The sequence below is a fragment of the Rhizobium nepotum 39/7 genome (genome assembly GCF_000949865.1).
In the GTDB taxonomy this organism is placed as follows: Bacteria; Pseudomonadota; Alphaproteobacteria; order Rhizobiales; family Rhizobiaceae; genus Agrobacterium; species Agrobacterium nepotum.
Map to the genome: position 1 here is coordinate 16,555 of NZ_JWJH01000013.1, position 21,179 is coordinate 37,733.

A 21,179-nucleotide genomic window follows, 5' to 3' on the forward strand; every position below is an offset into this window, starting at 1 on the left:
CGTCAAAGGCGGCGCGCTATCACGCCGCCTGAGGCACGAGAGTTGCCGAACCTGGCTTTTTGAGAAGCAGCACCGAGACCGCCGCAATCATGCACATCACGCCGGCAATCTGGAGTGCGGGCATGTAGGTGTCGAAGTCGCTCTTGAAGAACCCGGCGCCGAAGGCGGCGGTAGCGGCCCCCAGCTGATGGCCCGCAAACACCCAACCGAAAACGAGACCAGCTTTTTCACGGCCGAAGCTTTCAGCGGCAAGCTTCACCGTCGGCGGCACGGTTGCCACCCAGTCCAGCCCGTAAAAGACGGCGAAGACCGAAAGCTCCACGAAGCTGAACCCTGAAAGAGACAGATAGATCAAAGACAGTCCGCGCAGGCCATAAAACCAGAAGAGCAGGAAGCGATTGTCGAAACGGTCGGAAAGCCAGCCGGCGAAGATGGTACCGAAGAAATCGAAAATGCCGATCACCGCCAGCGTGCCCGCTGCCGTGATCGCAGCCATGCCGAAATCGCCGCAGATGGAAATCCAGTGCGTCTGGATAAGGCCGTTGGTGGACAATCCACAGACGAAGAATGTGCCGAAAAGCACCCAGAAAACCGGGTTACCGGACACGCTCTTCAGCGTCAAAATCGGCGAGGCCAGCGTTGCGAGAAACTTGTGGTCCTGCTTCGGCGGTTTTACCACCACCGTCTCGCCATAGGCCGGCAGGCCGACATCGGCGGGATGGTCACGCATCAAAAGCAGCACGAGAATCATGGCGATAGCAATCACCGCAACGGACAGCGTCAGCGCAGTGCGCCAGCCATAGGCTTCCGTCAGCGCCGCGAGCAACGGCAGAAAAACCAGCTGGCCGGTAGCGTTGCTGGCCGTCATCAGACCGATCACCAGTCCCCGGCGCTTAGAAAACCAGCGCGACGCCACGGTCGCACCCAACACCAGTGCCGTCATGCCGGTTCCGACGCCGATCACCACACCCCAGAGCAGCAGCAACTGCCACACCTCAGTCATGAAGAACGACGCGACGATGCCGCCCATGATCAGCGCAAGCGCCGTCGACACCACCTGGCGGATGCCGAAATGGTTCATGAAGGCGGCTGCAAATGGCCCGAGCAGGCCGAAAAGCACCAGCCTGACCGCCATGGCGGTGGAGATATCGGCGATATCCCAGCCGAATTCCTGATGCAGCGGCTGGATCATCACCCCGGCCGATCCCATTGCACCGGCTGTTGCCAGCATGGTCAGAAAGGTGGTTGCGGCAACAAGCCAGCCATAATGTATATTTTTGCCGGCCATCCAGCTGGCGAGGCGTGTGGAGAGCATGTTCAAAATCCCTTTCCAGCGGCCAATGGCCGAAATTTTACGGGTATCTACCCGTTTCATCATTAAAAAATCACAGGGCTGCGAGCAGTTCCTGCAATTGTGCTGTCTTTTCCGGCCCAAGCCGGGCTTCGATCTCGTCCTGCACCGCGTCCCAGATCGGCGCGCCCACTTTCAGGATCGCCTGCCCCTTTTCCGTTACGGTCAGCATCGCCTCCCGCTGGTCTTCGCCATGGCCGATCGCCACCAACCCCATGCGCACCAGCACCTTGGCGTTGCGGCCAACGGTGGAGCGATCCAGTTCCACACGCGCAGCCAGATCTGTCAGCGACACCGGCGCCACACGGTTTATGTTCCGCAACAGGCTGAACTGGCCGATATTGACGCCAAGCGGCGCCAGCGCCTCGTCATAATAGGACGAGACCTTGCGGGATGCTTTGCGCAACAGAATGCAGTGGCAAGTATTGTTTGACATTTTTTCGGGTATATACCCGTAAATTCTCGCGTGCAAGAGGTCACCAATATCAAGTGGCGTTGCCCGGAAATGGTCCGTCGATGATCCTATGCGATTCCATCTATCTCCTTCATCATCCTATTAGGGCGGAGTTGGACTTGGCAATCTTGGCTGATTCGCCCGAAGAAGTCATCACTGAGCGCGGGCTCAAAAGGTCAAATGGCGATACCACCCGCGCGGCCTACGTGGAGCGCCTTCGGCGCTCTTACTCCGTGCCGTATTTTGCAGCCCTACGACATCAGGCTGATCTCGTTTATCGGACTTAGACTCAGGCCGCTTTTTCACGTCGTCTGGATTGCAGAAGCTTGTGGCACTTGCTCCATAATGCCGGAATATTCTTCTTCAAAAAAAAGAAATTATACTTATTTTTGCGCAATATTATTCATGGATTATAGTCAACGATATAGCGGTCACCCAGTTCCATTTGCAGTCGCTTAACCAATTCGCTTCCTTTTTCAATATGAGCCGTTTCAAGTTGGGGTGATTTGAATGCGGAATCTGGGGGATAATCGGTATCAAACGTCGCCTGATATTCGTCATTCCACTCCTGAATCTTTTCTTTTAAGTCATGTGATATCGGCAAGTCATTGACATCGACATGCCCCATATACTGCGAGTCAGGGCAAAATATGGGATCGGCCAAATACTCTCGCCCTACTATCAATTTCATTGTCATGGCAATGGCTTCCATGTGCTAACCGGATTTGCACGAACAACAAATCCATTTGAACCGACACCAATTGCAATGTGCTGTTCGACGCCATTCTCGACAATTCGATATACCGGAGCACTCCCGTTTATGCCGACATCTGACATCAACTTCATCTTCCGGTTCGGACGGTTCATCAGACCCTGCGGCGAGTTCCTCAGCGAGCCCCACGGCCCTGTCTATATAGTTCGTCCACCTCATCCGTGTGTGCCTGCCAGCCCATCGTTTTCAGAGCGTCTGAACGTCTTTCATCTACATCGAGCTCCTCCCGGAGACGCCCTGATTTCAATGCGAATGCCGTCTGAATAATCATTGCTCACGCAATGAACACCAAGACTAAGACCAAATTCACGGGCATCCAAGGAGTGAACCACCCCGTAGAGATCACAAACGAGAAAAATCTCCTCTATTGACATCAGCTAGCACGCGTCGATCACTCGTAAATAGTTTTTGATACTCTATTGATCGCGTTCACGGCTGATTTCCGCTTGAAGAGTATGAAGTAGGCCTTCCCATCTTCGTAGAATCTCGTCTTCTCCTGTTATAGCTCCATCTGAAGCCGGCATGTACCGAACAAGCGGAGAAATATATTCTGGGTAATCGAAGTCAGCGTATATTTTCTCAACCTCTCCCAATGGGTCCTTATATTCTTCGCGACAAATGTACAGTTTCTTCAAAAAAATAAATATCCACGATCTCTTCGCGTCCGCCGTATCTATTATCATTCCGTTGGTGAGATTATTGAGTATTTCGGAAACCACAGATTCGTGCTTTGGATCACACATTGCGAGATCATATTGATAAGATGAGGAATCAATTGATAGAGACGCTGTGGCGAATTGAACTACAGAATTTGAATCTAGGTATTTGTGATCGAATCCATACTTTATATCCCCCCAATTCAACCAGGGAGCTGTGTCCAAACAAAATTTTCCGTCAAGACTAACTCTCATTATACACAGCTTTCAATTTGGCATTTTACTTGGAATTTGGTTTGGCGTGCCATTTATCCGCCCTCCGGGAATAAATCGCTGATGAGTCAATTGCTTTTGAGCGTCAACGATCCATTCGAAAATGCCGGCCTTCCCATCAACTGAACCTACCATTTGAGTTAGATTATAGGATTGCCCGTCGTTGCCTCGGATGGTGAATACTCGCCCATCCTGCGGAATCCTGTCAACGACATAGCTTGCAGCGCGATGAAGAGGATCATCTTTCAGAGCGCTACCTACAGGTTTTGCATTTAGTATTTCTTGAGCGGCATAAGTCGCTCGTTGCCGCTCAAAATTCGCAGCATTTTGTGGTGTCAGGATTTCCAAGGTTGCCCGATCAGCCGTGCTGACCTTGGCACTGTTGACGGTAAAGCGGTAGACGGCTTGACCACCGACGACGCCAAGGGTGACGACGACGACACCTGCATCGACATAGGCCTGATACTTGCGGGCATCGGCAAGGCTCAGGCCGCTCGAGGTCAAGGCCTGAACTAGGACGGTCCGTGCTTCATTACCCGTCAAAGCCTGTTGCACGTCGCCGTAGAGATGGTTACCGCTGGCAAGGGCACCAAGCGCCCCGGCTGCACAAGCCATAGTACCGACGCCTGATGCGCAGACGCCGACCCCGCCGACTACGCCGACGGCGCTGAGGAACCCGTTGACGGCTCCCTCCCGTTTCGACATGTCGACCACGAAGTCACGGATTGCAATATCAGGAGATTTCGACCCGTCCATCAGACTACGTGCCAGAAGAAGATCATAGTCGAAGATCGATTGCTTGACGCTGAACCCGCTGGCGCTGTTCGTCGGGTCGGCGAATACGAGACCGGTATCGCGTTCGCTTTCCAGCCGTGATGCAAAGCCCTTGAGATCGGCAATTCGAGATGAGCAGGCCTGTGAAGCTGGGGCGGCAAGGCATACCTGCAACAGTGTGCTGGTATTGGTCTGCGAAAGGTCAACGAAGCCCGCGTCTTTATTGATAAGCGCGGATATTTCTTCCCGAGAGCATACTGATCCGAGTTGCGTGCATCGCTCCAGAGCTTTTCGATTGGCGAGTGCCGCCTGCAGCTCTTCATGGTTCAGATAATTATACTGATGTGTCGTTGCAGCGGTGTTGGCGGCGGCATCGACAGCGCTGGATGAGCCTGTGGCAAGTGCCCCGGCAGCGCCCGCGATAAGGGACAGGAGCGCCGTTTGACGTGCCGGATCGGGAATGGCTTCGGCTATCGGTTTTCCGAGGAGTTCACCGAGGCCTGACCCAATCGCGCCAGCCACGCAATCGCCGGAACCCGCTGCACCGGCCGCACATCCGGCCAGAGCGTGCAGAACCACTTTCTGGATGTCGCCATCTTTAACGCCATTGAAAGCGGCATAGTCGCCGATCTGGTTTGCCAGCACCGTGCCGATCGTTCCGGCGGCAGCCGACCTGAATGCATTTGCAAGCGCCTTAACCGGGTTTTCTCCGCCGATCGTCATATCGACGCCGGCGCGGATCGAAGCCTCAATAAGCTTCTGCTGTGCGACGTTCACAAGGTTATCCTGGAAACTTGCGCCAGGAGAGACACCTTGCAGTTCCATCATCCCCGCGACCTGTGTCGTCAACCCGGCGGCCACCATGGAGGTGAGCAAGGCGCGGATATTGGCCGATGAGCCAAGTTCCTTGAGAGCCGCACCGAGATCGCCCTGATTGTTGACCAGTGCTACGGCAGTCTTGTTAATGAGCGACTGCACACCTGCATTCAATGCCGTCTGCATGGCGGCATTCTGAATGCCAAGAGAGGAAGCGAGCGAGTTGGAAAGCGAGGCTGTGAAGCCACCTGCACCGGCCGTGAGGGCGGTGGCGACCAACGTCACCAGCGCGGCTCCAGCTTCCGTCAGACCCTGCGACTTATAATCCCATTGCTGGAACTGAGCATCGACAGCTTTCCAGTCGACCTGCCCGGCGAGGGCGGGATCATTGCGGATTTCTCCAACCCATGCCAGTCCGGGTGACTGCGCAAGCTGATCGAGCGAGGCTTCGAGATTGCCGGTCTTGTGGTATTCGATGACGATACCGTTGCCAGCATCGATCTTGAGGCCGCCGCCGGCCTCGATTTCGACATGGCGGATCGTTTCTTCCGCCTTCCCCTGATCACGCTCGTTCCACCAGAACAGGTCTTCTTCACGCTTGAAGTCCTGCTTGAAACTCTGGTCGGTGTTGGTGAGAAGGGCAACCTTGCCTTCTTCCGCTTCGAGGCGTGTTTCGCCACCGCTTTTGACATGCGGAGCCTGGAGTGCCACATCGCCGCTTTCGGAGATGACGGACACATCCTTACCAGCGGTGATCGTCGTGGCTTCCGTCTCCACGGAAGAGGACTGGCGGCGGATATTGGTTTCGGTTCCGAGGAAGCCGCTGGTTTTGATGTCAAGCTTCAGGTCGCGGTTTTCACGGTTCTGAACCGAGGTGATGCTGACGTCGCCATCGGCTTGCAAGGTGACATTCTCGCCCGCCGAAGCCCTGGCACCACGGAGGGCCAGATCGTCACCGGCATCGATGAGTAGATTGCCGCCCGCCTGCAGTTCCGCCAGCGTATTGGTCAGGCTGTAGGCGCGGTCATATCCACCCTTGATCTTGTCGTCGCGCGACCGTTCCAGTTCGAGCGCAGATATATCGATCGCCTCGCCCGCATCCAGCGTCATGTCGTCGCCTGCGACGAACTGCCCGCCTTCTGAGACAATGGAGCCGGACGCCTTCAGGAGAAGGTCCTCGCGCGCTTCAATACGCGCTGCCTGCTGAGCACGGTCGGCGAAACCATTGGCGTAGACGTCACGAATCTTCACCGTGTCGTTGACGATAGTGTCTGCCTCAACGGTGACGTTGCGACCGGAGACCGTCCCGGAACGGTTGGAGAAGATACTGCCTGCGTCGATAACGATATCGGCACCCGCAAACAGGCTGCCACCATTGTTGAAGAGGGCAGCTGTGGTATCAATCGCGAGATTGCCGGTTGTGGAGATAGCCCCGGAATTGGTCAGCGCTGCCGTTTCGATGCTGGCCTGCCCTGCCCTGATCTGGGCACTGGCGAGGCTTGTGTTCGCGGTGGTTGAACTGGAGAGATAAACGCGGGGGACCAGCACCTCCTGTCCGTCAACGATCTGCTTTTCCAGCCAGACGATGTCCTTCGTCAGCGCGGCTCGCTGGGATGGCGTAAGAGAGACGCCGAAGGTCAGCCCCAGTTCCTGCTGTGCGTCGGCGGCATTGTCATAGAGCGCCTGCACCAGCCGGTACGGATCGAGGCCGGAGCCGACCGAGCGGCTTCCGGTCAGATTGAATATCTGGTCACGGATGAGGCGATATTCGACATAGGCATCGCCGAGCCGTTTCAGCGGCACGTCAGGATTGTAGCTGCCAATCGTTTGGAGGAAGTAGTCCGAACCGAGGAATTTGGAAGGATCGATGAACTCGGAACGGGTCTCGATGAGATACGGCATGTTGGGTGCCGCGACCTGCTGGAAGGTCGCCTGACGCCCTATAAGCGCGTTGATGCTGACATCGATGGCGGAGAGGCTGGCAAGATTGCGGGCCTGCGATGCGGACGCTACGTCCGCTGCCGAAAGCGCCCGGTCGCCGGAGGAAAGCCCGATTTGGCCAGCCTGGCTTCTAACAGCATTGTTATTCAGATAGCCGGTGACATTGGCGCTGAGAGCACCACCTGCCTCTATGGTGCCGAAGACGGCATCATACGTCCGCGACGAGGTACTGGAGTCCGTGGTTGTCCAGCGGCGAGTATCGTGGTCGACACAAATACCAAGGATGCGCTTCGCGCAATAGCGCTCAGAATGCTGGGTGACAGCCGTCGTCTCGACTGTTTCAACGAGGTCACGGCCTTCATTCAGGATCGAAGCGGCCGTAATCGCGATGTCGCCATTGGCCGCAATCTGGCTGTAGCTGTTGGTCAGCACACCGGTGTCGATGGTGATGTCGCCGCCAGCCAGAAGCTGGGAGGCTGGACCATTGGCGGTTGCCATCTCGCGTTTGGTCACGACGGTCGTGGTCGTGTCGCCAGACTGCGTGATTTCGGTCGTGGTGTCGACGGTCGAGGTCAGGCCGTCGCGACGGTTGGTCAGAGATGCGACATTGAACGCCATATCGCCTGCCACAGCCTCGATTGTGCCGGACCTGTTATCGAGCGCGCCAGCACGGGCACCGCTCAGTCCCTTGATCGCCAGGTCTGTTTCAGCGAGCACATCGGCATTGACGTTGGTGAAGCTGCCGTCAAGCAGGTAGCTTGAGGACGTGCCGGAATAGAGAAGCCCTGTATTGGAGAGGTTGCCGGCAAGTTCGGCGAGCAGGGAGCCGCTGGCAGAGCCCACGCTGCCTGCATTGTCGAGCGAAGCGGCGCGCAGGGAAAGCGCAGTGCCGCCATTGACGACACCGCCCGCCAGAACCGACACACTTCCGGCTCTGCCGTTGTCGCGACCGGTAAGACTCAGTGTGTCATTGGATTTCAGCGTACCCGAAAGCGTGACGTTGCCATCGACCGCAAGGCCAATGGCGTTACGGGCCGAGATTTCTCCGGCGTTTTGCAGGTTGCCGGACAGGGAAACGGCCACGGACTGGTCATGTGCCGTGAGAAGTCCCTGATTGACGAGGGATGCAGCTTCGAGACCGATCGCTCCGGCATTGATGGTGCCGCTGTTGGCGACGATGCTGTTTGCTGCTCGAAGTGAAAGCGCATCCTCGACAAGCAGATCACCGGAGTTACCAATCTTGCCACCGGCGGTAACGCTGGCACCCTTCATGCTCAACAGCTTCCCGGCATTGGAAATATCGTTCTGCGCTGTAACGTCGAGCGTCCCGCCCTGCGCGGCAATCGAGCCGTCGTTGGCAATCGAGCCTGCCGAGACGGTGACGCCGCCGTCAGCGGCGACAAGGCCAGCGGAATTGTTGCGCAAGGTGCCTGCAGTGGCCAGCGTCACCTTGTCCGTCGAAACGACCCGGCCGGAATTTGTAATATCCTGTGAGGATGACAGGACTGTACCGCCGTTGCCTGCGATTTCCCCGGAATGGTTCAGATTTCCGTTCAGCGTCTCCAGCTTTGCTACTGATCCTGCCGCAAGGCTGGCGCTGGAGGTCAGCTGCGCCGCCTGTGCTAGCAGCATGCCGCCAGCGACATAACGCCCATCCGTCATGGTGAGGCTATTGGCGGACTTTACGGTCAGGCCCCCGCCAGCCGTAATACGCCCTTTCCGCGCGTCGATGCTGGCTGCCTCGATCACGATGTCCGAACGGGACCGGAGCGTGTCGCGCCCTGTATCTGCCGCTTGCGCCAGATCGATGGTGTTCGCCTTGATCGACAGCAGCCCGCCAGCAGCAAGCTGTCCCTGACCGGCGGAGAGCGCTGATGCCTCTATGCTGAGCGTACCCGTGGCCGCCTGCTGTCCGCTGCTGTCGGTTCCAGACGCGGCAAGCGCGTCTACCCCGAGGGCGACGGTCTCACCCCTGAGCGAGACGTCGCCCTTGGCAACGACAAGGGCGCTATCCGCAAGCTCGACGCCGCTCAATCCTTCTAGCGTGATTGCCTCATCAGAGAACAGCGTGCTCTCAACCCGCACCGCCTGTTTTTGCGAGCGAGCAGTGATCGCCTGTTTTGCCTGTGCCTTGCCGAGCGTCAGCTTGCCGTTGGAACTGAGCGTCATCGCTCCGGCATTGGCGGCCATCTGGCCGGACATTTTGACGCCCGCGCCCTTGTCGGTGGAGATGATCTTGATGCTGCCGGCATACATGCCGCCGAGCAGAGAGGAATCGATAGCGATTGCCGGTTCGTCGCCGTCCGAAGCAAGCGGTGTGACGAGACCCGACTGATAGGCGTAGGAATTGCGTCCGGCGACCAGAGTGAGGTCGCCACCCGCTTTGACTGGCCCGTCAATGGCGATCCTGCGCGAAACGATATCGAAGATGTTGACCGAGCCGAGGTCGGCCCCGTTCGCCCCGATGCGCACATCACCGCCTTCGACCCGGAGTCCTGAAAGCGAGCCGTCGGCCCCAATTTCCGGCACGCCGGTAGAAAGCGTCACGCGTGGTGTATTGATAAAACCGCAGCCGTTGCACGTCAGTCCGTGCGGATTGGCAATCACGACATTGGCCGATTTGCCATGGACTTCGACCGCACCTTCAAGGACGGAACGGCTTGAGCCGGTCACTTCATTGAGGATGACGCTGGCCGGACCGGAATTGCGAAGATTGCCATTGCCCTGAACCAGGCCGCCAAGCTGTGATCTTAACAGGTCCTGGTTTGAATTGTTCAGGATCGCCCCGTTTGGGCCGACATTGAAGTCACTGTATTTGTTGTGGGAGAGGCCAGCGCCATTTGGCGTGACGATGTTTATGAGCGGCACGCCATTGCCGCTTGCGCCGACGCCCGGTTGATTGGCCGCATTGGCTGCCTGATCGGCCCGGATTTCCTGCGCCTGCACCATGAGAGGCTGCGTTGCGACAAGGATGCTGAGGGTTAAGGCGAGAGATTTTCGCGCAAACAGGACAAGACGGGAGCCTTGCCGGGACGACTGCAGATCGCCATTCTGCCTTATGCGTTTTCTGTCTCTTGCCATGTCATCACCTGTGCACTGTAGACCACGACCGGCGGGTGTTCCCCCGCATTCTTAAAATGAAACCGACACCCGCGCCTGAACGAGACCCGAGGACGGTTTGGCGTCGCCGGGTAAGTCAGGCATGGAGAGAATATCGGTATAGGACAGATCAAAATTGATCCGCCCGCCTCTGTTGCGAATACCTATGGCAGCGCCGACAATATTGCCACCGAGGCTGTTTCCGCGACTGTCCGAAACGCTATGTCCGAGATCGAGAGCGACGTAGGGTTCAAGCCTTCCAATCACCTCGACCGATCCGGCGTCGTTTATCGGCGGCAGCAGGAACGACAATTCGTTACGCATGAGGACGGCCTTGTCGGCGTAAAGAACCGCCTCGCGCACGCCGCGAACGGTTGAATAGCCACCGAGCGACATTTGCTCGGAACCGAACAGAGGGTCAGGGGACCATTGCCCGGAAACATTCGTGCTGAGAATCATCGTGGACGCGCCAACGTCCTGGGTCCGGAAATAGCCGAGCGAGGCCGTCACCTTGTCGAACTGGCCCCGAGGCGAGCCATCGGGTGCGGTCGCGTCGTCAAAAGCCCCGAGAATGTCTAGGCCACGATGATAGCCGACGCTGGCGCTCGCCTGTCCGCCGAACAACTGACGGGAATGGCCAAGTTCGAAGCTCGCGACCGACAACACACGGCTGGAAACGTCAATACGGCTGCCGAGCAGGAAGTTATCTGTTTCCTTCCATGTCAGCCGACCCGTAGCCCATGTCTTTGAGGTCTGATCCCGGTAAAGGATACGCGAGATATAAGGCGAAAGCGATTTCGACCCACCAGACGTGTCGATGGCGGAAAGCGGGCCTGCCAATGACGAGTGGTAATCGCTCCAGGAGCCGTTTATACCAACAGTCCAGTAACCGTAGGGAATGGACAGTGAGCCGGTCAACGTGTTGCTGTTGGGGCGCTCGTTGCTGAAGAACAGCGGATGATGATCCATCGAGCGCTGGTAGCCGAATTGCCATTCGTCATTGATGCCGAATAGATTATCGAGACCAAAATCGGCCCGCGACTGATAGATACCAGTAGCGACACCGCCGAGGTTGTCCGAGGAAAGGCTTGCATGCCACGGGCGACCCTGCTCGACTTTGACGTCCAGTACTGAACCACCCTGTTCCTTGCCGGACTGGAGCGCTATCGTCGCCTTGCTGGAGCGCAGGCGGTTGATCTGGTCAAGGCCCTGCTCGATGTCGCGCAGGTTGGCCGGCTTGCGCCGCATGCCCGGGAATGCCGTTGCTATCCGATTATCGGTCGAGATTTTACCGTTTAACGTGATGTCTTCGAGACTTCCTTCGATCACGGAAACATCGAGCGAGCCATCAGACAAATCCTGTTCCGGAAGATAGGCGCGTGACGCAATGTAGCCGCGTTCGACATAGAGATATGTCAGCGCTTCGAGGACGCTATTGAGTGCGGCAAGGCCGAGGCATTGCCCTTCGAAGCGTGCCGCTGTGCGCCGGAGTTCATCCCCTGGAATGAGTGTCGCGCCACCCACCGAGATGCTGTTGACTGAAATACAGGTCTCGCCGGGGCCAGAAGTCGTTACTTCCGGCGGTGCGACCGCTTTACCGCTCGGTGCGCGCGTCGTCTTGCGCAAGGTTTGCGCTTCGCGAAGGCGCTCCTGTTCGGCTTGTAACCGGTCGATCTGATTTGCCTGACGTGCGGCATCGTCGCGGATGTTCTGCGCGAGAGCGGTGTCCCCCAACGTAGCAGTGAGCACAACACCCGCTAAAAGAGCGCGGTGGAGGCTGTTCGTTCCATATCGTAAAGCGGGTACCTTCAATTATTGGCACCCTCTTTGCCAGCGTCCATCGGTGTCTCTCCGGTCGTTTTTCCGGTGGCAGGCACAATTCCAGCTGACAGTGCGTCGAATGCCCTGGTGAACCCCTTGAGCGAAAACGAGACCTTCACGGCTTGGCCGTTCAGAAGCCGAAAGAACGTGGCACCGTCCGATGCCTGTTTCATCTGGCTGATGCGATTGTTGTCCAGTGGAATTATGACGAAGCAACCGGCATGGTTGCAGTTACGATAACGCACCAGTGACGGCTTTGCGCTGCCCGCGCCAAAACCGAAATCGGATGCAAGATGAACATCGAGCGGCGTCAGCGCAACCAGCACCCAGTTCGCCTTGCCTGCCTTGTCGTTGGCACGGGAAATGGCGAGGTTCAGCACCTCGACAGGCTTGCCGCCCTGATCGACCATCAATGGCTGGGCGATTTCGCAGGAGGCTTTTTCTGGCACGTTGTGGTCCACTCCGGCTGCAATGACACAGCGCAACGTCCAGTCATCGAAGCGTTCAGTACGAACTTCCGTGGACGGCTGTTTTGCAGCATCGGATTGCGCAGCAGATTCCTGCGCATGGACAGTCGAGGTCATCAGTGAGAGTAAAACGGCAGTTGCCGAAGCCACCAGAGCTTGCCTTTTCGACACTAATGAGCAGACCCGCAACGGGCTCTTGCTGAACACTGGCCCTGCGCGGAAAAACTGTACAGGCATTGCAAATGTCATTCGGACCGCTTCTTCAATGCTCTAGGAAATCTGCTTTTGCCGTAGCAAAAGATGAACGTTCTTCCAAGGTATGAATCAAAAATTAACGCCCGTAAGTTGAAAAATATCACCAGAACTCACGTTCCGATGTTTTCCCTCTAGTGATGATAGTGCTCATTCCGTCTCTGTCCCGACGGGGAACGGACATGCTATCTGGCTGATTATTCAGTTATCGGGAAGGCAGCTATGTCCGCATTTGGTGCGCGCAGCGGTAAGACGCCCCTCGGCGCAAATCGGTCATCGCATGCTCGGTGGCGGCCCTACCGCACACCAATAAATGGTGCCTTCCGAGCTAGATATTCCTTGATTCCGTGTGCATTCGCAGATTCCAACTCTAGCTTCAGGTCCTGATATTCCTGCCGCAGGTAGTCATCTCATCCTGCCTGAGCATGTCGGGGAAGCAAAGCATCCTGGAAATCTGCCAATGCCCTAGAAGGCAACCGTTACAGTGCGTGACTTCTGGGCTGCCACGACAGGATGTTCGACCGCTTATTCCAAGCTTGGCACACATACATTCGCGACACTCCGGCAGATTTGAACTGGTTTAAATTGTCCGCACTATCGATCAACCGGATTTGCGACCTTCGCTTTGTGAAGAGCAAACGGTGCTGGGAGCGCACTCAGTCGCTGCGCGTCGATCATTTTCTCTAGCTGCAGGATCGCCCGTTCCAACGGGCTGGCGGCAGCCGCCGGCATCTTTGGCGTCGAAATCCTAGCGGAGGCTAGTAGTTAGTTTTAGTCAGGTGTATCCATCGCAGGTTGTTATCAGCGTGGCAGGTTCGGAGGCACCGAATGCATCTTCAACATGGACAGCGCGACGGGCCGGTGGAGGGCGATGAGCTCGATCGAATCGGAGCGATCGGCGAAGTGCATTTCAACGCCCTCTGCTTGAAGGCCAAGCTGAAGTGTAGCATCGTGTTCCCCGACAAGACTGGAAAAGACTTCGTCGTAGAGACATCGTTGCAGCCTGCGACGCCCGAGCGATCCCTAGACAAACGGCCTGCGCCCACGCAGATCATCGCTCAGGTCAAGACAATCCTTGCCAAGAACAGCACCGTACGCATCTCGATGTCGGTCGCCGAGCGCCTCACGAAAGACACTAGGCCGGCGATTATATGCGTTTTCAGGATTGGGGCTGACGACACCATCAAATCGATGGCGATCATACATCTACTGAATGACCAACTCGCGTCGATCCTCAAGCGCATGCGGCGCGCGTCGACAGGTGGACGCGTTCAGCCCCATAAGAATTCGATCTCGATCAAGGTGCCGAATGCCTCATGGGTCGAGGCCTCGAAGACCGAACTCGCCCGGATATTGATGGCGCTGCCCGGCGCAAGCATGGCCGACTATGCAAAGGAAAAGATACGGCAATTGGACGAACTTGGGTTCGACAAGGCGAGGTTTACAATGCACTTCAGCGTGACGACGAGGTCGAAAGATGATCTCGCGGACAAGTTTCTAGGCCTATCCCCCCTATCCGCCGAAAACGTCAATCTCTTCGAGAACCGATTTTCGATTCCGCTTCCCATCGAGGATGCTTCTGGTCCGGGCACCCTGCATTTCGAACCGCACCACAGCCTCCATGGTACACTCGAACTCAAGTCGACGGTCACCGGAACAACGGTGAAGACAATAGCTAGCATTGCGATGATCGGCCCTCCAATCTTGAGCGAAGACAACATCAGGGTCTCGGTGCAAACCCCGCTCGGTCGCTTCATCCTTGGCGGCGGAGGATGGACCTACAAGTGCCCTGATGACTTCTCCTTGGCCGATCACCATACGGCCAAGACATGGGAGGACTACCTTCTATTCAACGGCATCCTCGCCCGCGGGAGGTTCCGTGTCACGTTGTTTGCAGACGACCGCGAACCGCTCGCCATGGAAGTCGACGAACCGCCGCGAGCATTCGACAAGTTTGACCAGTACGCAAACCTTGCAGGCCTGGTTCGCAAAATCTTGTCGCATGCCGATCTGGAGGACGTAGGATTTCCGATGGCTCGAGCGCGCGACGAGAGTAGACAGTTGAGCTACCTCGCGCGCGTCTTGGAAACGACCGATGGCATGTTCAGTGTCGTGGACGACAGCGAACCGCCCATCGAACTCAAAAGCGAAAAAACGGCCTATGTTTCGGCCCTTGATCTCATGGGCACGTGGGTCGGTGTCTTCTTCCCGATGACGGTGAACACGGAGGAAGTCGGCGGCGTGAGGTCGTTGGTCGGCAAGCAGTGGAGCAAGGCGATAGTTGAGAAGCTCAACGACGCGAAGCTGGAGGCATCCTTCAAACGCTTCCGGGAGAAATACTCATCGATCAGTGGCGTGACGTCGATTTTTGTCCAAGCGCCGGGCGAATTCTGGTCGTCAAAGGTTGCGGTCGTCATCGATTAACCGACGGCAGCCCAGTTCTGGAGGACGTGATGGCCCGCTAGATGCACGCGCAGAGTCTGCGTTGCGCCAATACTGGTCATTGACAACGTACAACCCTGACCAACTTGCACGTGAAGTCGCAGCAAGTGGTGCCGAACTGATCACATTCAACAGCAACGGCGGCAACGTTGTGACGGCGATGGCGTATGGGAGAATGATCAGGTCGCTCGGGCCGGCATTTTATTGTTTCACGCTTTTCTGCCCACGTGAGCTTGAATTGCCAGATGCAGTGCGACGCTTGGAACGCCTATGGCTTCGCTGCTGTACATGTCCAAAAACATTCCGTCGTCTTCTGCATCCGCGAACCGAACCGAAAGCAGCTTAATGGCCAACTCGACGCCGCCATCTTTAGACGGATCATCCTCGTTCGATGATGGGAATCCTCGCCCACAAGGCGAGGATTGGTAAGACTTGGTCAGATCTAAGCTGACGGGCTATCAGGCAAAGAGCCGGCGGCCGCTTGCGACCAGCATGCCGGCCGCACCTTCCAGCCAGCCGGATTTCAGTTCCAGCGCCAGAAAACGGCTGCGCTCGAACGGGCCGGGCATGATCAGGTGCTGGGCCTTGTCGGCGAAAAAGCCGAAACGCTCGTAATAGGACGCGTCGCCAACCAGGAGAATGCCGCCGTGGCCGCGCTTGGTGGCTTCGGAGATCGCCGCACGCATCAGCGCCGAGCCGATGCCCTTGCCCTCATGGGCGGCATCGACGGCCAGCGGGCCAAGCAGCAGCGCTTCGACGGCGCGGCCTTCGCGCGAAATGCCGGCTTCGACATTCCAGAGGCGCACCGTGCCGATGACATGGCCGTCCTCATCGCGGGCGACGAGCGCCAGACCTTCGGCCGGAACGCGGCCGGCGCGCAGCTTTTCGGAAGACTTGCGGCGGCGGCCAGCGCCCATGGCGCGGTCGAGCAGGTTTTCACGGGCGACGACATCGCCCGGATTTTCCTGATCGATATGAAATGTCTGCGGTGTGAAAAATGCACGTACCGAATTCAGAAGAGCGGCCATCTCTCGGCCCTCCATCACACAACCGCCCACACGCGGCCCTTGATCAAAAATGGTGGAGCCGTTCCGGCCCGCCGACACGCTTTCCTCGGCTGGAAGAGGAGCAGCAAGCAGGGATTTGCGCGACAGCACAATCGGCAAAGCCGGAACGGAAGCTTGTTCGAGACGCCGCCCTGTTCAGCGGACGGCGTTCGGTTTAGATGACGTAGGCTTTCAGCGGCTCGAAACCGTTGAAGGCAACCGCCGAATAGGTCGTCGTATAGGCGCCTGCGCCTTCGATCAGAACCTCATCGCCGATGGTCAGAGAGACCGGCAGCGGATACATGTTCTTTTCATACAGCACGTCGGCGCTATCGCAGGTCGGACCGGCCAGAACGCAGGGCTCCATCTCATCCTGATCGCGCTCGGTGCGAATCGGGTAACGGATAGCCTCATCCATCGTTTCGGCGAGACCGCCGAACTTGCCGATATCGAGGAACACCCAGCGGTGGTTGTCATTGTCGGACTTACGCGACACGAGGACGACTTCCGCCTTGATGACGCCTGCATTGCCTACCATGCCGCGGCCCGGCTCGATGATCGTCTTCGGGATCTGGTTGCCGAAGTGCTTGCGCAGCGCCGTGTCGATCGCGTGGCCGTATTCTTCGGCAGCAGGAACGTCGCGCAGGTACTTGGTCGGGAAACCACCGCCCATATTAACCATCTGCAGGTGGATGCCCTGCTTGGCAAGCGAAGCGAAAACGCGCTTGGCATCGCCCAGCGCCGCATCCCATGCGTCGAGATTCATCATCTGCGAACCGACATGGAAGGAAACGCCGTAGGATTCGAGACCGAGCTGATGCGCGTAGACCAGAACGTCGACAGCCATCTGCGGCACGCAGCCGAACTTGCGCGACAGCGGCCATTCGGCGCCTTCGCCATCCGTCAACACGCGGCAGAAGACGCGCGCGCCGGGAGCGGCACGGGCAACCTTCTCGACTTCCTCGTGGCTGTCGACGGCGAAGAGGTCGATGCCGAGCGCGTAAGCGCGGGCGACATCACGTTCCTTCTTGATGGTGTTGCCGTAGGAGATCCGGTCGGAGGTCGCGCCAGCATCGAGCGCCATCTGGATTTCAGCCACGGAGGCGCAATCGAAGTTGGAGCCGAGCGAAGCGAGCAGCTTCAGGATTTCGGGAGCCGGGTTCGCCTTGACGGCATAATAGATCGCGCTGTTCGGCAGGGAATGCCGGAACGCGTTGAAATTGTCGCGCACGACGTCGAGATCGACCACAAGGCAAGGACCTTCGGGGCGTCGGGTTTTGATGAAGTCGAGAATGCGTGCAGTCGTCATCGATATATTCCCTATAAAACCGGCTCCGGAAAATCCGGAGGACAAAGGACGCTCGAGATATGCTTTCGAATCAGCCGGTGGAGGCGCAGAATCGATAGCATACGCTCAAGGCGCGAATGTGAATGACGCCCTGCCAGAGCATCATTCGGCTTTGTCTGCCATCGATTGGAGGGAATGACCCGACCGCACTTCAGGCAATGATGGTGTGCCTCTTCAGTACCCCGGCTGATGGAAAGCCGGCAGAGAACCAGAAAGGCCCGCACCGTCGTTGCTTCATATGTCCTCGCATTTCCCGGTTGGCCGGAATAGCGACTGGAGGGGTTAGTTCCAGGTACCTTACCGAACTCCTCACCACATCGAGGACTCGGCGGACACACATGGGCACGTGCGACTTTGGGCAGCACGGGAGATAAGAATATTCGCCGTCATAATCAAGAGGATTTTTTCACCAGAGAGCGGATTTTTTCAGCAACCATTTTACGGGTTGAACAGTGACCCCTCACCGTTCAATTATATGGAACGAACCGGAGGATTTTTATGGACACGCTCACCCGCATCCGCGCCTTTATCGATGTCGTCGAAGCGGAGGGTTTTTCCGCCGCCGCCCGCAAGACCGGGCGTTCCAAGGCGCTTTTGTCCAAATATGTCCGGGAACTGGAGGATGATCTCGGCGCATTGCTTCTCAATCGCACCACCCGGCAATTCTCGCTGACCGAGGCCGGCCACACCTATTACCGCACCGCCTCCGATATTTTGAAGGAAATCGACAATCTCGCCGATCTCGTGCGCGAGAAGAATGCCGATCTGAAGGGCAAGCTCAGGATTTCGGTTCCCCGCACCTTCATCGACGCCGATGTCGGCCAGAGCCTCATCGATTTCGCCAAGGAAAACCCGGAACTAACGCTGGAAATCGTCGCCGATGACCGATTTGTCGATCTAATCGAGGAAGGCTTCGATCTTGCGGTTCGAATCACCCGGCTGGAGGATTCGGGCCTCATCGCCCGCAAGCTTTCCGATTTCCGGGTCTATGCGGTGGCGACGGCGGATTTCGTGGCCAGGCACGGCCCGCTCGATGGCCCGCAGGATTTTTCCCGCGTGCCCTTCATCATCGATACCAACACCCGCTTCCACAATACCGTGCGTTATTTCGAACCGGATGGCGGTTCGAACTCGGTCACGATCAGCGGGCCGATCGAGGTGAACAGCCCGCAGGCGACGCTGCGCGCAGCCCGTGCCGGGCTCGGCATCGCCATGGTGCCGGATTTCATCGCAAGGCCCTACATCCAGTCCGGCGAACTGGTGACGCTGTTCGACGACTATATTTCCAAGGACCGCGGCATCTACGCGGTCTATCCGCACCGCCGTTACCTGCCCGCCAAGGTGCGCAGCTTCGTGGACTATCTGTCAGCCTGGTTCAGGAAGAACGGGTGAAAAGCGGGGAACTGATGGCTTTCGCGAACCGTGCCTCAGTCATGCCAGACTAACTCCGGCATCCAGCCACGGCGCGTCCGCGCCGTGAAAGGACTCTACTGCGATCAAGGACTTGATCACGCTGGACCTCGGAACTAGTCCGGGGTGAGGAGTGCGGATGCAACGCCCGCCTTCCAGCGGCCGTCGCATAGCCGGACCCCGCTTATCAGAACGGCGAATCCGGGAAGTAGAACTGCTCGGCATTGTCCTTGGTGATCAAGGTCGCGTCGAGAATATACTCACCGGCAACCGGCACCTGGTCGTAGAAATGCCCGGCCGTCAGCTGCATGGCGGTCGCCACCATCGCCGGCGGGTAGAGCACGTCGACAGGCACCAGCTTGTCGCCGTCCATGACCTTCTTGATCATGTCCTTGGAGCCCGCACCCGCAACGATGTACTGGACATCGGTGCGTTTCGCCTGCTGGATTGCCTCCAGCACGCCGATCGCCATGTCGTCGTCCTGACACCAGACCACGTCGATCTTCTTGTACTTCGTCAGATAGTCCTGCATCACGCGGAAAGCGTCGTCACGGTTCCAGTTGCCGTATTGGCGGTCGAGAACCTTGACGTTCGAGCCGGCGATACCCTTGTCGAACCCATCCTGGCGCTGCTGGTCGATCGGGATCGGCAGGCCGCGAATGACCACCACTTCCGCGTCAGGCGTGGTCTTCTTGATGTATTCGCCCGCCACTTGCCCGAGTGCCGGATTGTTACCCGCGACGTAAAGATCGCGGATCGAATTGTCGTTGACGCTCGGCGCGCGGTCAACGAGCGCGACGAAGGTGCCCTTGTCCTTGATTTCCTTGATGGCGTTGACGAGCGGATCGGGATCCGACGGCAGCACGACCAGTGCGTCCAGCCCCTGCACGGCAAGATCCTGAAGCGCGTTCGCCTGATTGGCGGCATCCGGCGAGGTCTTGACGATAATGTTCAGACCCGGATGCTCCTTCATCAGAAGCTTTGCCACCCGCTCGGCATGGTAAACGACGCCCGCCGTCCAGCCGTGGTCGGCTGCCGGGATGGATACGCCGATCGTGACCTTCTTGTCCTGCGCATGGGCAGAACCTGAAAGGACGACAGCCAGCGCGGCAAATGCCACGCCGATGAATTTTCTACGCATAGTCTCTTTCCTCCCAAGACCGGGGCGTTCCTCCGCTTAACGACCGCGTCTGCCCCATAACGCGACCAAACTTCCCATCCTCCCTGCTACCTGCGGCTCAAAGAGCGCTGCACCAGCATGGCGATGATGATGATCGCGCCCTGAATGGCGCCGATCAGATATTCGCTGACGAAGTTCGACAGGATCATGATGTTGCCGACGATCTCCAGAATGAAGGCGCCGCAAATCGTACCCCAGATGCGCCCGACGCCGCCCCGCAGCGCCGTGCCGCCGACGACGACGGCGGTGATGGCCTGCAGCTCCCACAACATGCCTGTCGTGGCAGAGGTAGAGGCGAGGCGCGGCACGTAAAGCAAAACCGCGACGGCAACACAAAGCCCCTGAACCACATAGGCAATCGTGCGTACCCGGACGACCGAAATACCGGAATAACGCGCTACATCCTCGCTGGAACCGACCGCAGTCAGATGCCTGCCGTAACGGGTGCGATAAAGCACGAAGGCGGCGATGGCGGCGGTGACGAAGATGACGATCACCGGGACAGGCACACCGAAGACGTTGCCGAAATAGACCGGGCGATAAAGCGCCTGGATTTCCGGGTTGCGTAGCGTGATCGCCCCGCCCTGCGACAACCAGGTGGTCAGCCCGCGATAAATGCCCATGGTACCGAGCGTGGCAATGAAGGGTTCGATGCGGCCGATGGTGGTGATGAGACCATTGGCCAGCCCGCAGGCCGCACCGATGGCTATAGCCAGCGCCATGGCGGCGAGCAGCATCGCCAGCGGATGCGCGATGACGCCGCTGTTCATGAACAGGATCATCAGGCTGGCGACGAAAGCCACCATCGCGCCGACGGACAGATCAAGCCCACCGGAGGTGATGACATAGGTGGCGCCAAGCGCAATGATGGCGATGAAAGCGCTGCGGGTCACGACATTCAGCAGATTGTCGATGCCGATGAAATTCGGATTGGCGATAGCGCCGAGAACCAGAAGCAGAGCCAGCGCCACGAACGGCGCGACAGCGCGCAGGTCCCAGTCCTTCGAGGTCTTCGGCGTTTTGCCGTTATCAAGTGCGGCCTCAGTCATTTTTCCCCTCAGTCTTCTTCCCGTCAGG

At 57.8% G+C, this 21,179-nt stretch carries 13 protein-coding genes; 2 read left to right on the forward strand and 11 right to left on the reverse strand.

Features of this window, described 5'->3' with window-relative positions; translation table 11 throughout:
• Window positions 1-19: 19 nt before the first annotated feature.
• The 7 genes from RS75_RS14935 to RS75_RS14970 form a co-directional block, all read right to left on the reverse strand.
• Window positions 20-1,315 (reverse strand): MFS transporter, encoded by a 1,296-nt coding sequence (locus tag RS75_RS14935; protein ID WP_045021826.1) that lies wholly within the window; start codon window positions 1,313-1,315, stop codon window positions 20-22.
• A 70-nt stretch (window positions 1,316-1,385) separates the two neighbouring features.
• Window positions 1,386-1,787 carry a MarR family winged helix-turn-helix transcriptional regulator gene (locus RS75_RS14940; protein WP_045021827.1) on the reverse strand — a complete coding sequence of 134 codons (402 nt, stop codon included), beginning with the start codon at window positions 1,785-1,787 and terminating at the stop codon, window positions 1,386-1,388.
• Window positions 1,788-2,208: 421 nt separating this feature from the next.
• On the reverse strand, window positions 2,209-2,517 hold the full coding sequence (locus RS75_RS14950; RefSeq protein WP_052679700.1) for a hypothetical protein: 309 nt from the start codon (window positions 2,515-2,517) through the stop codon (window positions 2,209-2,211).
• Between the two features lie 476 nt (window positions 2,518-2,993).
• Window positions 2,994-3,488 (reverse strand): DUF2247 family protein, encoded by a 495-nt coding sequence (locus RS75_RS27445; protein WP_084686931.1) that lies wholly within the window; start codon window positions 3,486-3,488, stop codon window positions 2,994-2,996.
• 12 nt (window positions 3,489-3,500) lie between these two features.
• On the reverse strand, window positions 3,501-10,118 hold the full coding sequence (locus RS75_RS14960) for a two-partner secretion domain-containing protein (RefSeq protein ID WP_084686933.1): 6,618 nt from the start codon (window positions 10,116-10,118) through the stop codon (window positions 3,501-3,503).
• A gap of 51 nt (window positions 10,119-10,169) precedes the next feature.
• Window positions 10,170-11,885 carry a ShlB/FhaC/HecB family hemolysin secretion/activation protein gene (locus RS75_RS14965; protein ID WP_045021831.1) on the reverse strand — a complete coding sequence of 572 codons (1,716 nt, stop codon included), beginning with the start codon at window positions 11,883-11,885 and terminating at the stop codon, window positions 10,170-10,172.
• 59 nt (window positions 11,886-11,944) lie between these two features.
• Window positions 11,945-12,673, reverse strand: a complete 729-nt coding sequence (locus tag RS75_RS14970; RefSeq protein WP_084686937.1) for an invasion associated locus B family protein — start codon at window positions 12,671-12,673, stop codon at window positions 11,945-11,947.
• 831 nt (window positions 12,674-13,504) lie between these two features.
• Here RS75_RS14970 and RS75_RS14975 point away from each other — a divergent pair.
• Window positions 13,505-15,100, forward strand: coding sequence for a hypothetical protein (locus RS75_RS14975; protein WP_045021833.1), 1,596 nt, complete (start codon window positions 13,505-13,507; stop codon window positions 15,098-15,100).
• A gap of 476 nt (window positions 15,101-15,576) precedes the next feature.
• Here the strand turns inward: RS75_RS14975 and RS75_RS14980 are convergent, their stop codons facing one another.
• Together RS75_RS14980 and odc2 are read right to left on the reverse strand one after the other, a co-directional pair.
• Window positions 15,577-16,146 (reverse strand): GNAT family N-acetyltransferase, encoded by a 570-nt coding sequence (locus tag RS75_RS14980; protein WP_045021919.1) that lies wholly within the window; start codon window positions 16,144-16,146, stop codon window positions 15,577-15,579.
• Window positions 16,147-16,339: 193 nt separating this feature from the next.
• Entirely contained in the window at window positions 16,340-17,473 is a 1,134-nt protein-coding gene (gene odc2 / locus RS75_RS14985; protein WP_045021834.1) for an ornithine/lysine decarboxylase, read from the reverse strand.
• Between the two features lie 537 nt (window positions 17,474-18,010).
• Between odc2 and RS75_RS14990 the strand changes: the two genes are divergently transcribed.
• Window positions 18,011-18,904, forward strand: coding sequence for a LysR family transcriptional regulator (locus RS75_RS14990; protein WP_045021835.1), 894 nt, complete (start codon window positions 18,011-18,013; stop codon window positions 18,902-18,904).
• Window positions 18,905-19,109: 205 nt separating this feature from the next.
• Here the strand turns inward: RS75_RS14990 and RS75_RS14995 are convergent, their stop codons facing one another.
• Together RS75_RS14995 and RS75_RS15000 are read right to left on the reverse strand one after the other, a co-directional pair.
• Window positions 19,110-20,063, reverse strand: coding sequence for a substrate-binding domain-containing protein (locus RS75_RS14995; protein ID WP_045021836.1), 954 nt, complete (start codon window positions 20,061-20,063; stop codon window positions 19,110-19,112).
• An 86-nt stretch (window positions 20,064-20,149) separates the two neighbouring features.
• Entirely contained in the window at window positions 20,150-21,151 is a 1,002-nt protein-coding gene (locus tag RS75_RS15000) for an ABC transporter permease (protein WP_045021837.1), read from the reverse strand.
• Window positions 21,152-21,179 lie beyond the last annotated feature (28 nt).